16 protein-coding genes are annotated in these 15,615 nt (G+C 60.7%); 12 read left to right on the top strand and 4 right to left on the bottom strand.

What is annotated here, in order from left to right:
- The first annotated feature begins 7 nt into the window (after positions 1–7).
- The 9 genes from dxs to CAL20_RS15780 all read left to right on the top strand — a co-directional run bounded on the left by dxs (position 8) and on the right by CAL20_RS15780 (position 8,195).
- A complete protein-coding gene (dxs, locus tag CAL20_RS15820; protein WP_094838328.1) occupies positions 8–1,900 on the top strand; it encodes a 1-deoxy-D-xylulose-5-phosphate synthase in 1,893 nt (630 codons plus the stop codon).
- Positions 1,901–2,098: 198 nt separating this feature from the next.
- Positions 2,099–2,893 carry a GTP cyclohydrolase FolE2 gene (folE2, locus tag CAL20_RS15815; protein WP_094838327.1) on the top strand — a complete coding sequence of 265 codons (795 nt, stop codon included), beginning with the start codon at positions 2,099–2,101 and terminating at the stop codon, positions 2,891–2,893.
- Between the two features lie 62 nt (positions 2,894–2,955).
- Positions 2,956–3,909 carry a DUF817 domain-containing protein gene (locus CAL20_RS15810; RefSeq protein WP_094838408.1) on the top strand — a complete coding sequence of 318 codons (954 nt, stop codon included), beginning with the start codon at positions 2,956–2,958 and terminating at the stop codon, positions 3,907–3,909.
- Positions 3,910–4,019: 110 nt separating this feature from the next.
- Complete coding sequence (rpsF, locus tag CAL20_RS15805; protein WP_094822015.1) at positions 4,020–4,397, top strand: 30S ribosomal protein S6; 378 nt, start codon at positions 4,020–4,022, stop codon at positions 4,395–4,397.
- A 35-nt stretch (positions 4,398–4,432) separates the two neighbouring features.
- Positions 4,433–4,756 carry a primosomal replication protein N gene (priB, locus tag CAL20_RS15800; RefSeq protein ID WP_094822014.1) on the top strand — a complete coding sequence of 108 codons (324 nt, stop codon included), beginning with the start codon at positions 4,433–4,435 and terminating at the stop codon, positions 4,754–4,756.
- A 77-nt stretch (positions 4,757–4,833) separates the two neighbouring features.
- Positions 4,834–5,106 carry a 30S ribosomal protein S18 gene (rpsR, locus tag CAL20_RS15795; protein ID WP_094822013.1) on the top strand — a complete coding sequence of 91 codons (273 nt, stop codon included), beginning with the start codon at positions 4,834–4,836 and terminating at the stop codon, positions 5,104–5,106.
- 14 nt (positions 5,107–5,120) lie between these two features.
- A complete protein-coding gene (gene rplI / locus CAL20_RS15790) occupies positions 5,121–5,576 on the top strand; it encodes a 50S ribosomal protein L9 (protein ID WP_094822012.1) in 456 nt (151 codons plus the stop codon).
- 237 nt (positions 5,577–5,813) lie between these two features.
- Positions 5,814–6,653 (top strand): hypothetical protein, encoded by an 840-nt coding sequence (locus tag CAL20_RS15785; RefSeq protein ID WP_094822011.1) that lies wholly within the window; start codon positions 5,814–5,816, stop codon positions 6,651–6,653.
- Positions 6,654–6,824: 171 nt separating this feature from the next.
- Positions 6,825–8,195 carry a replicative DNA helicase gene (locus CAL20_RS15780; protein WP_094822010.1) on the top strand — a complete coding sequence of 457 codons (1,371 nt, stop codon included), beginning with the start codon at positions 6,825–6,827 and terminating at the stop codon, positions 8,193–8,195.
- A gap of 45 nt (positions 8,196–8,240) precedes the next feature.
- Here the strand turns inward: CAL20_RS15780 and CAL20_RS15775 are convergent, their stop codons facing one another.
- Together CAL20_RS15775 and CAL20_RS15770 are read right to left on the bottom strand one after the other, a co-directional pair.
- Positions 8,241–9,056, bottom strand: a complete 816-nt coding sequence (locus CAL20_RS15775) for a BPSS1780 family membrane protein (RefSeq protein ID WP_094822009.1) — start codon at positions 9,054–9,056, stop codon at positions 8,241–8,243.
- 137 nt (positions 9,057–9,193) lie between these two features.
- Complete coding sequence (locus tag CAL20_RS15770) at positions 9,194–10,162, bottom strand: homoserine kinase (RefSeq protein WP_094838326.1); 969 nt, start codon at positions 10,160–10,162, stop codon at positions 9,194–9,196.
- A gap of 160 nt (positions 10,163–10,322) precedes the next feature.
- On the opposite strand from CAL20_RS15770, the gene dusA reads away from it, so the two are divergent.
- On the top strand, positions 10,323–11,330 hold the full coding sequence (gene dusA / locus CAL20_RS15765; protein WP_094838407.1) for a tRNA dihydrouridine(20/20a) synthase DusA: 1,008 nt from the start codon (positions 10,323–10,325) through the stop codon (positions 11,328–11,330).
- A gap of 144 nt (positions 11,331–11,474) precedes the next feature.
- On the opposite strand, the gene CAL20_RS15760 is transcribed toward dusA, so the two are convergent.
- Positions 11,475–11,945 (bottom strand): CBS domain-containing protein, encoded by a 471-nt coding sequence (locus CAL20_RS15760; protein ID WP_094822007.1) that lies wholly within the window; start codon positions 11,943–11,945, stop codon positions 11,475–11,477.
- Between the two features lie 17 nt (positions 11,946–11,962).
- Positions 11,963–13,291, bottom strand: coding sequence for a YihY family inner membrane protein (locus tag CAL20_RS15755; RefSeq protein ID WP_094838325.1), 1,329 nt, complete (start codon positions 13,289–13,291; stop codon positions 11,963–11,965).
- 127 nt (positions 13,292–13,418) lie between these two features.
- Between CAL20_RS15755 and CAL20_RS15750 the strand changes: the two genes are divergently transcribed.
- Together CAL20_RS15750 and CAL20_RS15745 are read left to right on the top strand one after the other, a co-directional pair.
- Positions 13,419–13,805 (top strand): DUF2069 domain-containing protein, encoded by a 387-nt coding sequence (locus CAL20_RS15750; RefSeq protein ID WP_094822005.1) that lies wholly within the window; start codon positions 13,419–13,421, stop codon positions 13,803–13,805.
- Between the two features lie 121 nt (positions 13,806–13,926).
- On the top strand, positions 13,927–15,525 hold the full coding sequence (locus tag CAL20_RS15745; RefSeq protein WP_094838406.1) for a protein adenylyltransferase SelO: 1,599 nt from the start codon (positions 13,927–13,929) through the stop codon (positions 15,523–15,525).
- Positions 15,526–15,615: the final 90 nt, after the last annotated feature.

Below are 15,615 nucleotides of genomic sequence, written 5' to 3'. Positions count from 1 at the left end.
ACCGAGCATGACGACAGAAATACTGGACCGTATCCACACCCCGGCGGACCTGCGCCAACTAGACCGCCGTGAGCTCAAGGCTCTGGCGCAAGAGCTGCGCGGCTTTGTGCTGGAATCGGTATCCAAAACGGGCGGCCATTTGTCGTCGAATCTGGGTACCATCGAACTGACCTTGGCGCTGCATCGCGTTTTTGACACGCCGCATGATCGCATCGTGTGGGATGTCGGCCATCAGTCTTATCCGCACAAGATCCTGACAGGCCGGCGCGCTGGCATGGCGCATCTGCGCCAGGCGGGCGGCATTTCAGGTTTTCCCAAGCGCAGCGAGTCCGAATACGACGCGTTTGGCACGGCGCACTCGTCCACCTCGATTTCTGCCGCGTTGGGCATGGCGGTCGCCTCGCGCAACGCCGGCATCCAACGTCAGCATATCGCCGTGATCGGCGATGGGGCGATGTCGGCCGGGATGGCCTTTGAGGCCATGAACAACGCCGGTGTCACGCCCGATATCAATTTGCTGGTGGTGCTCAACGACAACGATATGTCGATCTCGCCGCCGGTGGGTGCATTGAATCGCTATCTGGCGCGTCTGATGTCCGGACGCTTTTATGCGACCGCCAAAAATGTCGGGCGGGCCGTGTTGCAACACGTGCCTCCGGTGCTCGAGTTGGCGCGCCGCTTCGAGGGGCATGCCAAGGGCATGGTCACGCCGGCCACCTTGTTCGAAGAATTCGGCTTCAACTACGTCGGCCCTATTGACGGCCACGATCTGGATGCACTCATTCCTACGCTGCAAAACCTCAAAGCCTTGCAAGGCCTGCAGTTCGTGCACGTGGTCACGCGCAAGGGGCAGGGGTACAAGCTGGCCGAAGCCGACCCGGTGCTGTATCACGGCCCCGGAAAATTCGATCCGACCGTAGGTATCCAACAGGGCAAGCCCTCGTCGCGCAAAACCTTCACTCAGGTGTTCGGACAATGGCTTTGCGACATGGCCGAGAAAGACGAACGCCTGGTGGGAATCACGCCTGCGATGCGTGAGGGTAGTGGTCTGGTTGAGTTCGAGAAACGTTTTCCGCGCCGCTATTTCGACGTCGGCATCGCCGAACAGCATGCGGTGACGTTCGGCGCAGGCCTGGCTTGCGAAGGGCAAAAGCCGGTGGTGGCGATTTATTCGACCTTTTTGCAGCGGGGCTATGATCAGCTCGTGCACGATGTGGCGTTGCAGAACCTGGATGTGACCTTCGCGCTGGATCGCGCCGGTTTGGTCGGGGCCGACGGGGCCACGCATGCCGGCAATTACGATATTGCCTATCTGCGTTGCATTCCCAATATGGTGGTGGCGACGCCTTCCGACGAAAACGAGGCGCGGCTGCTGCTGTCGACCTGTTACCAATATCCCGGCCCGGCCTCGGTGCGCTATCCCCGTGGCGCCGGATGCGGCGCCGAGATCACCGCCAGCCTGGATACCGTGCCGGTCGGTAAAGGCCTGATCCGGCGTGAGGGCAAGGGCATTGCCATTCTGGCGTTCGGCACCCTGCTACACGCCGCGCTGCCCGCCGCCGAGTCGCTCGACGCGACGGTGGCAGACATGCGTTTCGTCAAGCCTATTGATCGTGACCTGATCCTCGACCTGGCTGCGCGCCACGATGCCCTGGTCACGCTCGAAGAAGCCGCCATCATGGGCGGAGCAGGCAGTGCAGTGACAGAGCTGCTCAACCAAGAGGGCGTGCAGGTGCCGGTCTTGCAATTGGGATTGCCCGATCAGTTCATCGATCATGGCGATCAAGCGGCCTTGCTGGCGGGTGTCGGCTTGGACGCAGCGGGCATCGAAAACGCCATCCGCGCCCGTTTTGTGCGGCAATACGCCACTGCGGACGCCGTGCCGGCCTCGCAGTCGTAATCTCCGGAACTGGCAGTTGGCGCCCGTACCATGGCGCCGATCCACCGCCTCGGCGTACACTCCGAGCTGCCAGTCGGGCGGGCTAACCTACTGGCAAGAGGGTTTTCCCGGCCCTGACGCCATGTTTTCGGTAATAATGGCCCCCTTGACATATTTCAGGGCAGTGGATTTTTCTTTTTTGCCCTGACAGGTAATCCTATGAATTCTCCGATCGATTCCGCCCTCGTGATGCCCGATGTCCAGAGCTCGGCTGATACGCGGCACATCCCGATTCAGCGCGTAGGCATCCGTGGCGTGCGCCATCCCATGTTGGTGGCGACGGCCGATGGCCCGCAGCCCACCGTGGCGAACTGGACCCTGACGGTGGCTCTGCCCGCCGAGGAAAAGGGCACGCATATGTCGCGTTTCGTGGCATTGTTGGAAAAGTACCGCACCGTGCCGATGACGCCGGCGCTGTTTTCCGAGATGGCGCGCGACATGTTGCCCTTGTTGCATGCCGAACGTGGCGACATTACGGCGGCTTTCCCGTATTTCATCAACAAATCCGCTCCGGTATCGGGCGTGCAAAGCCTGCTCGATTACGAGGTCCAGTGGATCGCGCGTGCCGCGGGCGATCAGGTTGAGTTCGAATTGGTTGTGCAGGTCCCTGTGACCAGTCTGTGCCCGTGTTCCAAGGCTATTTCCGAATACGGCGCGCACAATCAGCGCTCGCACGTGACGGTATCGGCCGTGTTGAACGGCGTCGTCGCGATGGATCGCATCATTCGCCTAGTGGAAGACGAAGGCTCCTGCGAGCTGTGGGGCCTGCTCAAGCGGCCCGACGAGAAATACGTCACCGAGCGCGCCTACGACAACCCCAAATTTGTCGAGGACCTGGTGCGTGACGTGGCTGCGCGCGTGGCGGCCTATCCGGGTGTGGCGCGCTACCGCGTCGAGGCCGAAAACTTCGAATCCATTCACAACCATTCCGCGTACGCCGTCGTAGAGGGCTGAGCGCGCGAATGAGCGGCTCGTCCGCCTCGGGGCCGGGCTCGCCGGCTGTCGGCCAGCCCGCCATGGGCTTGGCCCCGGCTGCCTGCCGCGAGGCTGTGGCGGCGGACCCGGCTGCACGTGACTGGCCGCTGATTGCGCAACTGGAAGATTGGGAAACCGGTTTGGCTCAGCGCTGGGCTGGCCACAGCCGGGTGCGTACGGCGCTATACGAGTTTTTCCGCTTTGGCGTCAAGCAGGCATGGGCCTGTCTCTTTGGTGGCCTGATGTGCGCCTTGCTTCTGGCGACGCATTGGTGGTATCCGCCCGACGCCGCGTTGGCGCGCTACGATTTTCTGACCTTGGCGGCGCTAGGCATTCAGGCCGTGTTGTTGATGCTGCGCATGGAAACCTGGGCCGAGGCCCGGGTGATTCTGATGTTCCATGTCGTGGGCACCATCATGGAGCTGTTCAAAACCTCGGTGGGATCCTGGATCTATCCAGAGGCCAGTGTCCTGCGTCTGGGCGGGGTGCCGCTCTTTACCGGTTTCATGTACGCCGCCGTCGGCAGCTATCTGGCGCGGGTCTGGCGCCTGTTTGATTTCCAGTTCACTTCTCATCCGCCGCTGGCCGCCACGCTGTTGCTGTCGGCGCTGATCTACGCCAATTTTTTCACGCACCACTACATCGTCGATCTGCGAGTGATTCTGTTCGCGTTGACCGGTGTGCTGTTTGCGCGCACCTGGGTGTATTACCGTATCTGGCGGGTACACCGGCGTATGCCTTTGTTGGTGGGTTTCGGACTGGTGGCGTTGTTTATCTGGTTTGCCGAAAATATCGGTACCTTTGCGCGGGCTTGGAGTTATCCCAACCAACAGCACGGCTGGGATTGGGTATCGCCTGCGAAGCTCGGGTCCTGGTTTCTCCTGATGATAATTAGCTACGTCATGGTGAGCATTGTCAATCGTCCTGTGCGCTACCGCTGTAGTGGCGGCACAGGGCTGCATATTGCTTCATACCAAAAAATCGGCGATAATTAAAAGCTTTCTTGCTCGATTGCCCATGTTTTTTGGGTGGCGGGCTGCCCCTTGGCGGGGAACGGCGTGTTTGGCGTCGCTTTCTGCCAGGACATCCTCAAGGAGTTTTACCTATGCGTCACTACGAAGTAGTGTTCATCGTCCATCCGGACCAAAGCGAGCAAGTGCCCGCCATGGTCGAGCGCTACCAAGCGCTGGTTACCGGCCAAGGCGGCACCGTGCACCGCCTGGAAGACTGGGGCCGTCGCCAATTGGCTTACCCCATTCAAAAGCTCGTCAAGGCCCATTACGTCTGCATCAACATCGAGTGCGGCCAAGCCACGCTGGATGAGCTCGAGCACTCGTTCCGCTACAACGACGCTGTTCTGCGCCACCTGGTCATCAAGACCAAGAAAGCCCAGACCACGCCCTCGATCATGATGAAGTCGGTCGAGCGCGAAGAGGCCCGCAAGGCCAGCGCCGAAGCCGCGGCTCCTGCTCAGGCTCAATAACCCGACGATACTGTTTTTTCACCACGATCTGGCGGATGAATACCCTGGAACTCAGCGCCCGCGTTCTCGAATGCGAGCCTTTGCGCCACACTCCCGCCGGCGTGCCAGCGCTGGAAATGCTGCTGGCCCACGAATCGGAAGTCATCGAAGCCGGCCATCCGCGCCGCGTCGAGCTGACGATCACCGCTGTGGCCTTGGGCGATCTGGCACAACTGCTGGCTGGCACCCCTCTGGGGACCGAGTTGCTGATACAGGGCTTTCTGGCCGCTGCTCGCAAAGACTCGGTAAAGGTCAAGCTGCATATGCAGCAGGCCCGTAAAGTCGGTGGCAGTGCGGGGCATGACCCGTTGGTGGCATAACAGAAACATCGGATTCAGACATCAGATTTTGGGCAAGGCTGAACAAAACCTCGCCCAGCTAGACTAAGAGGCACATCATGGCTTTCTTCGGAAAACGCAAAGAGAAACGTAAATTCACGCAGCAGAACCCGCTGTTCAAGCGCCGCAAGTTCTGCCGCTTCACCGCTGCTGGCGTCGAAGAGATCGATTACAAAGATCTGGACACCCTGCGCGACTTCGTGCAAGAAAACGGCAAGATCATCCCGGCTCGTTTGACCGGCACCAAGGCTCACTACCAGCGCCAGCTGGACAGCGCCATCAAGCGTGCGCGCTTCCTGGCCCTGTTGCCTTACACCGACAACCACAACTAATCCGGGGCACTGAAATGCAAGTTATCCTGCTCGAAAAAGTCGTCAACCTCGGCAACCTGGGCGAAGTCGTCCGTGTTCGCGATGGTTACGCTCGCAACTTCCTGATCCCTCAGAAAAAGGCTCGTCGTGCTACCGACGCCGCCCTGAAGGAATTCGAAGCCCGCCGCGCCGAACTGGAAAAAATCCAGGCTGAAAAGCTGGCCGCTGCCGAGGCTCTGGGTGCCCGTCTGAACGGCTACCAGCTCAAGATCCAACAAAAGGCCGGCGTTGACGGTCGTTTGTTCGGTTCCGTGACCAACGGCGACGTGGCCGAAGGCCTGAAGAAAGCCGGCTTTGACGCCGTCGAAAAGGCTCAAGTCCGCCTGCCCAACGGTCCGCTGAAGGCCGTCGGCGAATTCCCCATCCAAGTCGCGCTGCACGCGGATGTGTTGGTGGACGTGAACGTGCTGGTCGAAGGCGACATCTCCTAAGCACCACTCGATTCACACCCGCAAAAAAGCCGGCGGTGCCGGCTTTTTTGTTGTTGGGCCGCCCCAAGACAAAAACGCCCCCTCGGGGGGCAGCAATGGTAGCCTATGGTTTCAGCTGATCGATTGCTCGATCTCATGTCCGTCCCATCTCTTTCGACCTGTTCCGCGACGCCGGATACGCATTGGCATATCCGTCGCGGCCTGTGTTCATTCATCTGAGCCCCCCTGAGCCTACCTTTGCCTAACCATCCTGCGACGTCCCCTCATCACCAAGCCCCCGCTGGACTGCAAGCCTGGCTGGACAGCGTCGACGCTGCACGCGAGCCCTCGGTGCGTGAAATCGAGATAGACGGTGTGGCGTGCGTGGTAAAGCGCCGCCGGGCGAACGTGATGCAGGGCCTGAGCTACGGCTTGCGCTATCTGCGGGCGCTGGGTCTGGCAGTGGGCTGCAAAGTGTTTTTGGGCGAGTTTCCGAGACCCAGTGTGCTCTTGCGTAACGGCTTGGCTTACGAGGCCGAGCGCCTTCGTCAATTGTCCGCGGCCGGATGCCGCGTCCCTGATGTGTGGATGGAGGCTCCCGGATTGTTGGTGCTGGAGCATGTTGGCGAGGATTTTGCCAATCTGATCCGGCATGCGAGCCCTGAACAGCGCCTGCAATGGGTGCGTGAGCTGGCTGTGGACCTGGCTCAGTTTCATGCGCAGGGGCACTGCCATGGCGGTGCACAGATTCGTAATGTGACGTTGCGCGACGGCCTGCTGTGGCGCATCGACTTCGAAGAAAACACTGGCGCAGCGTTGTCGTTGCCGCTCGCCCAGGCCTATGATCTGTATCAGTTACTGTCGTCTCTGCTCGGATTGCGCAAATTGGACGATGCCGATCCCGTAGGGCTTGGCAAAGTGATGCTGGCTGCATATTTCGAAACCTATCCTGCCCCGGAGGTCCGTGCCCGTCTGAAACGGCTGGCGCGCGTGATTTGCGGCAGCGCGGCCGTGCTGCGTCCTGTGGCAGGGCGTCTGCCGGGACGTGATATCCGGGGTTTTTTCCAGGTGGCGGATACCTTGCGTACCTTGCTCTGACCGTACTGTTGGCGACTACGTGATTTCTCGCGAGAAATCCAGTCGTAAGTGACTTATTATTGACACTGTCTTTCGCTGCTGCAACAAGGCAGTCGATCCCATTAGGCGTTGAGATACCGGGGCTCGTTCATTTGTCCGCGATGCTTCGCCGCCCGCATTCTTGTCTTGTTTATGAATACTCCTGCCGATCCCCAATTAGATTATCTACGCGTCCCTCCACACTCGATCGAGGCCGAGCAGTCGGTCTTGGGCGGACTGTTGCTGGATAACGCCACCTGGGATCGCATTGCCGATGTATTGGACGAACAGGATTTTTATCGCCATGACCATCGCCTGATCTGGCACCACATTGCGCGCCTGATCGGCTTGGCCCGGCCTGCCGACGTGATCACGGTCAACGAGTCCCTGGTCAGCGCAGGCAAGGCCGAGGACACCGGCGGCTTGGCCTATTTGAATGCTTTGGCCCACAACACGCCATCGGCGGCCAACATCCGGCGCTATGCGGAAATCGTGCGCGAGCGATCCATGCTGCGCAAGCTGGTGTCCATCGCTGACGAAATTTCCGCTGCAGCATTCAATCCGCAGGGCAAAGAGGCACGCCAACTGCTGGACGAAGCCGAGTCCAAGGTCTTCAAGATTGCCCAAGAGGGCGAAAAAGGCTCTGCCGGGTTCCAGGAGATCCAACCGCTGTTGACCCAGGTGGTGGAGCGCATCGACGAGCTGTATCACCGCGACACGGATTCCGACGTTACCGGTGTGCCGACGGGGTTCGCCGATCTGGACAAGATGACTTCGGGCTTGCAGCCTGGGGATCTGGTGATTGTGGCGGGGCGTCCCTCGATGGGTAAAACCTCGTTCTCGATGAACATCGGTGAGCACGTCGCGATCGAGCAGGGCCTGCCTGTCGCCGTGTTCTCGATGGAAATGGGCGCGGTGCAATTGGCCATGCGTATGCTGGGTTCGGTCGGGATGCTCGATCAGCACCGTATGCGGACCGGGAAACTGATCGCGGACGATTGGCCTCGCGTGACACATGCCGTGCAGTTGATGCAGGACGCGCAGGTCTATATCGACGAGACCCCGGCGCTCAGCGCCATGGAAGTCCGGGCCCGTGCACGCCGTCTGGCGCGCCAGTGCGGGCAATTGGGCCTGATCATCATCGACTATATGCAGCTGATGGCAGGCAGCGGCGGGGAAAACCGTGCGACCGAAATTTCGGAAATCAGCCGCTCGCTCAAAGGTCTGGCAAAAGAACTGGGTTGCCCCTTGATTGCGCTGTCGCAGTTGAACCGCAGTCTGGAACAGCGTCCCAACAAGCGTCCCGTGATGAGCGACTTGCGTGAATCGGGCGCTATTGAACAGGATGCCGACTTGATTCTGTTCATTTATCGCGACGAGGTTTACAACCCCGATTCGCCCGACAAAGGGACGGCCGAGATCATCATCGGCAAGCAGCGTAACGGCCCGATCGGCACCGTTCGCTTGACCTTCCAGGGGTCGAGCACGCGCTTCTTGAACTTCACCGGCGCGCAGAGCTATTGAGCGCTGTCAGAGCGGCGGCAGATATCTGCATCGCCGCGCTTTATCTCATGGTTCCGACTGCGGTCTGTCGTTCGATTGATGGTCAGGGTGGGCATGGGTGTCTTCGATGCCGAATACCGACGTATAGACGGGATAAAAGCTGCAGTACAGCACACCGCCAGCCGCGATATTGAAGGGAATCTGGAGTGTGCCGGCTATCTGCGGAGATAGTCCGATGCTGACCAGAATCCCCGCGCACAGGTCGATGAGTAGAAATGCCAGGATCCAGGTGATGCCATACACTACGAATGGCCATTTATTGCGCCAGCACGCCACGCCGGAAAAGAACAGCGCTTGACCCAAGCGCAAGCCGTGCCAGGCCACCAGTGCGGGCGCATGCCAGAACAACGCCGCGATGATGACGTAAAAGATGCCGAACAGCGTCAGCGGTACGGTCATGGCGCTGAGAAAGGGCGTCAGATTCTGCTCGATCGACGCGATGCGCAACCCTTCGGTCAACTCGGCCGAAAAGGGCAAAAAGGTAATCAGGCCCGCTGCAATACTGAGTCCCGCGTACACCGCGCCCATGATCAGCAGTTTTTTAAAGACGCCGGGCCGCATCAGCGGCTGCGGCCACATCGAGGGCAGCATGATGCGACCCGCCTCGATATGCTTGCAGGCAGACAGCGTCATCAAGGTCACGACGGGCATCAGCGCGACAAAGAGCAATGGGCCCACTGGCGGGGTAAAACTGGCAAACATCACCAGCAGACTGATAGCCAATGCCCAGGTAAAGACCGCGAGCGGTTGTTTCATGAACAACTTCAGGCCGTCTCGTACCCATTGCCAGCCATAGGATGCGGGTAAGGATGCTGCTTGCATAAGTCTCGATTAGCGTTAAATGGATGTCCCCGCAGTCAGGCTGGGCCTGGACCATCCTCAACATGAGGGCGAGGAGGTTCGGAATAGCCCAGATTTTCCCGGACGCACGTTACATTCTATTATGCGGGCCTGGTCGTTCAGGGCAAGGCGGGCAGCGCCTCGCGGTGGCGCGCTTGCAACACTCGTTCAAAATGGCGCGGATCGTGCGGCTTGAGTGTCTGGGCCGGTCGTGGCAGATAGTAGTCGTACAGGCGCGAGAGCCAGAAGCGCAGCGCGGCGGCCCGCAGCATGGTCGGCCAGGCTTGCCGCTCGGCCTCGGTAAAGGGGCGCACCTCGGCATAAGCCTGCAGCCAGGCCTGTACCAGTTCGGGGATGAAATTGCCCGTCTCGCGCTCGATACACCAGTCATTGACGCTGACGGCCACGTCGAACAGCCAGGTGTCGCAGCCGGCAAAGTAAAAATCGATGAAACCGCCCATGAGCGGACTGTCAAAAGTGCCCGCAAACAGGACGTTGTCGCGAAACAGGTCGCAATGTGCCGGCCCGGCAGGCAAGCTCTGCCACGCAGGGCTCTGGGCCGCCTGTTGCTGAGCCGACAATTCCTGGGTCAGCAGCTGAGTTTGGGCCGAGTCCAGAAACGGCAGGACTTTGGGCGCAGTCTCTACCCACCAGGCCAGACCGCGCAGATTGGGCTGCTGCAGGGGAAAATCCTGGGCGGCCAGATGCGCGCGAGCCAGAGTGGCGCCGGTCAACGCGCAATGGCCCGCGCCCGGTGCTGGCTCATAACCGCCGGGCAGGCGCGTCACGATGGAGCACGGTTTGCCATGCAGCGTGGTCAGGCGGCTGCCGTCACGCAGTGTCTGAGGCTGCGGTACAGGCACGCCGCGCGATGCCAGATGGTGCATCAGCTCGATATAAAAGGGTAGCTGCGCTTGAGTCAGCACCTCGAATATCGTCAATACGTACTCGCCACGTGTCGTGACCAGAAAATAATTGGTGTTTTCGATGCCGGCCGTGATGCCGCGTAGCGACACCAGGTCGCCTAGATCAAAATGCGCCAGCAGGGCGCGGGCGTCGTTATCGGAAACAGGGGTAAAAACGGCCATGGATCAGCGAGTAAGGGTGGACGTGGGGCAGGGCACCGACGGGGCTCTGCCTGGAGCGGCGCCCCAATTTTAGTCTACGCGCCAGGCCGGCCGCCGGACGATGCGGCTGATTTTGGCGAACGCCGTAAAATACGGCATTCTTCTCGTGCGTTACGTAATGTTGAACCCCTCTGACTGGCGGCTCTGTGTCGCCCCCATGATCGATGTGACAGACCGGCACTGCCGTTATTTTCACCGGCTGCTGGCGCCGCGCGCGCGTCTCTATACCGAGATGATTACCACCGGCGCGCTGCTGCACGGCAACGTCGAGCGTCATCTGGATTTTGACGAGGCCGAACATCCCGTGGCGCTGCAGTTGGGAGGCAGCGAGCCTGACGCGCTGGCGCACGCGGCGCGGCTGGGGCGCCAATGGGGATACGACGAGATCAATCTGAATTGCGGCTGCCCGTCAGAGCGTGTGCAACGTGGCGCGTTCGGCGCATGCCTGATGGCCGAACCCGCCCTGGTGGCAGATTGCATCAAGGCGATGCAGGATGCGGTCGATATCCCGGTGACGGTAAAGCATCGTCTGGGGCTGGATTACGACGAGTCTTATGCCTTTGTGCGGGATTTCGTGGGACAGATTCATGACACGGGTTGCCGTGTGTTTGTTGTACATGCACGTAATGCCGTGTTAAAGGGCTTGTCTCCCAAAGACAATCGCGAGATCCCCCCGCTGCGCTACGAGGTCGCAAAGCAGCTCAAGGCAGATTTTCCCGACAGCATTTTTGTGCTCAATGGCGGGTTGGCGGATGCGGACCAGTCCGTAGCTGCCGCGAATGAGTTCGATGGCGTGATGTTGGGGCGCGCCGCCTGGCACACGCCGCGCGTGTTGTCCGAGGTGTCACTGCGGCTTTGGCCGTCTGGACGTTTGCCCACGGACGCACAAGTCGTTGACGCCATGGTGCGTTACGCGGCGGAGCAGGTGAGCCGTGGGGTGCCGCTGCGCGTGATGACGCGCCCTATGTTGGGACTGGTCAATGGCCAGTCGGGGGCGCGGCGCTGGCGGCGCATGTTGTCCGATCCAACGCGTTTGGCAGGGAATGAGCCCGGGTTGATTTACGAAGCATGGCGCAGTCTGCAGAGTCCGTCGCATGTGCCCGCCGCCGCTGCGATGCCGGCCGGCTAGGCCGATAGGCTGGTTGCAGATCGCGTAAGCTGCTCACAGCATCAGGCTGGCGCACTCTGGCTGCGTCAGCCACAGGAGCTGTTGCAAATATTTTGATGACAGCCTGGTCCGTACAGATTGCCTGTACGGACCTCGTTTCGCCGCTCAGGCGGGCTCTGCAGAGGCGTTGTTGCCGTCCACAGGCCAATCGCGGATATAGGCCTTCAGCATGTTGTTTTCAAATTGCTGCGCCGCCACGATGGCTTGGGCCATGTCGTAGAACGAAATCACGCCCATCAGCATGGGGCCATCCATCACCGGGATATAGCGGGCATGCTTTTCCAGCATGAGGCGTTGGACCTCGTCGGCGCTGGTGTTGGGCGACACGCTGACCGGCGCGTCGTCCATGATGGCGCGGATCGTGGTCTTGCCCCATTCGCCGTCCGTGTGGTCATGCAGGTGGCGGATGATTTCGCGAAAGGTCAGCATGCCCGTCAGCATGCCGGACTCCATGATGACCAGCGAGCCGATGTCTTGCTCGCTCATGGTTTGAACGGCCAGGGACACGGACATATCGGGCGAGGCCGTATAAAGCGTATCGCCCTTTACTCGTAGAATTTCACTGACTTTCAACATGATGCTTCTCCTGGGGACTATTGCCCCGATTTTGTATTCTGGCTTGCGAGCGGCGGCACGGGCGCAGCCGCGTCCATAGGCGTATTGTGCGCCAGCTGAGAGAGTTCTTCCAGTGTGGGGGTGTCATGTTTGCCCAGAGCGGCTGCCGCGACGTCCAAAATGTGCGGATCGTCTTGCAGCCTGGGCTGTTGCCGGTCGAGCAGAAAATGATCAACCACTGGTGCGAGCGGGATCTTGCGCGGATCGCAGGTCAGTATCCAGCGTTGTTCTGACGTGCGGGCGATGATGTCCAATTGTTCGAGTTTTTCCAGGACGGCATTCAACTCGTCGTGGTGTAGATGCAGACGCTTGGCCAAGGAGCTCGTGCTGCGGCCGGCGGGCCTGCGCCCTTGGGCGGCATGCAGCGAGCGCAGGACGGCCATGGCATCGATGTATGGCGCACCCGGGCTACGGTTGATTTCCCAGCGGCCCAGGCGGATCAAGGGCACACTGGCCGCTACGGTGGCGCCGAACAGCACGGCCAGCCACGACAGATAAATCCACAGCAGGAAAATCGGCAGCGTGGCAAATGCGCCGTAAATCACGGTGTATGTTGGAAAACGTGTCAGATAGTACGCAAACGCAGCTTTCATTAGCTCCAGCACAATTGCCGTGCCGAAACCACCTGCCATGGCGTCGCGCCAAAACACCTGCCGATTGGGCACCACCACAAACAAGGCCGCAAAGCCCAGACCCGTCAGGATGACGGGCACAAACGAAATGATCAGGCTCAGGATCTCTGGCACATCGCGCACCAGGCCCATGGATTCGCGAGCCACGAAAGAGGTCGCCCAGAGGCTTGCGCCTGCCACCACTGGCCCCAGTGTCACGACTGCCCAGTACACCAGCGCGCGCTGCGGAATCGGGCGTTGGCGCGTCACATGCCAGATATCGTTAAAGGTCTTGTCGATGGTCATGATGAGCAGGATCGACGTGACCACCAGAAAAGCCCCGCCAATCGCGGTGAGCCGCGTAGCCTGGCGGGCGAACTGATTCAGGTAATTCATGATGTTGTCGGACACGGCCGGCGGCATCAGGCTGTGCGTGAGAAAATCTTCGAGCGCGAGCCGAAAATCCTGGAACACCGGAAAGGCCGTGAACAGCGACAGCACTACGGCCAACATGGGCACCAGCCCTAACACTGTGGTGAAAGTCAGACTGGACGCCACCTGCAGCAGCCGTTCCTCGTCAGCCCGTTGGGCGGCAAAACGGAACACCCGGCCCACACGCGTGATCCAGGGGGTACGCGTGCGCGTGACTGGGGGCGGCTCCGGCGCAGCGGTAGCGGGCTCGGCAGAGGGGCTCATCGGGCGATAATAGCAGTTTGGGCGTTTCTTTCCCGGCATCTTCCTGGCCTGCATGCCGGGATGCTTGGGGCAGGTGTAGACGGCTTCGCACAGGATTGAGCCGGGGCGTTACTTCTCGAGACCATTGATGAACGTTGAGTTGAATCCCAATCTGCGGCGTCTGGCGTCGGCAGCCTTGTTGGCCCTGATCGTCTTGTGCGTGGCATGGGAAACCGTGCTGGCGCCGATCCGGCCGGGCGGTTCGTGGCTGTTGCTCAAGGCGCTGCCGCTGGCCTTTCCGCTGCGCGGCGTGTTGCGGGGCAATCTCTATACCTATCAATGGGCCTCAATGCTGATATTGCTGTATTTGATGGAGGGCGTCGTGCGGGCCATGTCCGACCCCGCGCCGATGTCGGCTGCCCTGGCAGGCCTGGAAATTGCGCTGTCGCTGGTGTTTTTCGTCGCTGCTATCCTGTATGTACGGCCGGCCAAGCGCGCGGCACGCGCCCGGGCAAGAGTTGGCGTGCCGCGATGATGTGACGGCTGTGACCCGCATGCCGCAAACGGGCCACAGTCGATTCCGCTCTGTGGATGTCCATGCTAGCGCCACAGATACCACGGCAGTCTCCGCGATTCCTGACGATTCATTTCTCACTATGACCGATTCACCGACCTTGCTGCATCAACTGGACGACTTACGGCTGGACAATTCCTTTGCCGCGCTGCCGCCTGCGTTTTACACACGGCTGGCGGCGCAACCCTTGACTGCGCCCAGGCTGTTGCATGCTAACGAGCAGGCCGCTGAGTTGATCGGCCTGTCGCCCGAGGCCCTGCAATCCGAGACATTTCTGCGTGTCTGTTCAGGTCAGCAGCCCCTGCCGGGCGGGGACACCCTGGCTGCCGTATATAGCGGTCATCAATTCGGCGTGTGGGCCGGGCAACTGGGCGACGGCCGCGCGCATCTGCTGGGCGAGGTGGTGGGTCCTCACGGTAATTGGGAATTGCAGCTGAAAGGCGCCGGGATGACGCCGTATTCCCGCATGGGCGATGGCCGGGCGGTACTGCGTTCGTCCGTACGCGAGTATCTGGCCAGCGAGGCCATGCACGGCTTGGGGATCCCGACCACGCGCGCCTTGGCCTTGGTAGTCTCCGATGATCCCGTCTGGCGCGAAACGATGGAAACGGCCGCGATCGTCACCCGCATGTCTCCGAGTTTTGTGCGATTCGGATCGTTTGAGCACTGGTCCTCGCGCCGCCAGCCCGAGGAGTTGCGGGTGTTGACCGACTATGTGATTGACAAGTTCTATCCCCATTGCCGTGATGCCGAAACGGGCGGCGCATCGGGGACTGACGCTGCGATATTGCGTTTGCTCGCCGAGGTCACCCGCCGCACGGCATTGCTCATGGCGGACTGGCAGGCCGTAGGCTTTTGCCACGGGGTGATGAACACCGACAACATGTCGATTCTGGGGCTCACGCTGGATTATGGCCCGTATGGATTCATGGATACTTTCAGACTGGATCACGTCTGCAATCATTCAGACACCGAGGGCCGCTATTCCTGGAACCGCCAACCTTCGGTGGCCCTGTGGAATCTCTATCGTCTGGCGGGCAGCTTGCATACCCTGGTGGCCGACGTCGACGCACTGCGCGGGGTCCTGGATGGCTACGAGGCGATTTTTATCCAGGCCTTTCATCAACGGATGGCTGCGAAACTCGGGCTCTATCGCTGGCAGGCCGACGATGAGGCGCTTTTGGATGCGCTGCTCAAGCTCATGCACGACCAGCGAGCCGATTTCACCCTGACGTTCCGTCGCTTGGCCGATGCTGTGCGCGGCCGTCCGCAGGGTTTTCAAGATCTCTTCATAGACCGTGAGGCGGCCCGTGAGTGGTACGAGCGCCTGGAGGCACGCCATGCGCAGGATCCCATTGACGGCATCAATGCCTCTGGCGGTTCAATGGGCCGGGCTGACCGCGAGCCAGCCGCTGAGGGCGCGCCCTCGACCGCAGCGAGCCACCCGGATGCTGCTGCACAGGCACGGGCCCAGGCGATGGACGCCGTCAACCCGCTTTATGTGCTGCGCAACCACTTGGCCGAGCAGGCGATCCGTGCGGCGAAAACCGGCGATGCCGGCGAAATCGATACCCTGCTGCACTTGCTGCGCGACCCCTATACCGAGAAAGCCGGCTACGAAGCCTACGCGGGACTGCCGCCGGATTGGGCAGGCGGAATCGAAGTCAGCTGTTCGTCATAAACGCGTCTTTTGCATGCTCCTGCGCAGGCGGCCGCCCGTCAATGTCATAATCAGGCCTGCCTTCTAATGCTTTTCTGATTCCTTAACGTC

This window comes from Bordetella genomosp. 4 (assembly GCF_002261185.1).
Classification (GTDB): domain Bacteria; phylum Pseudomonadota; class Gammaproteobacteria; order Burkholderiales; family Burkholderiaceae_B; genus Bordetella_A.
The sequence above is the reverse complement of the archived record's forward strand: the minus strand, read 5'-3'. Positions and strand labels throughout refer to the sequence as shown.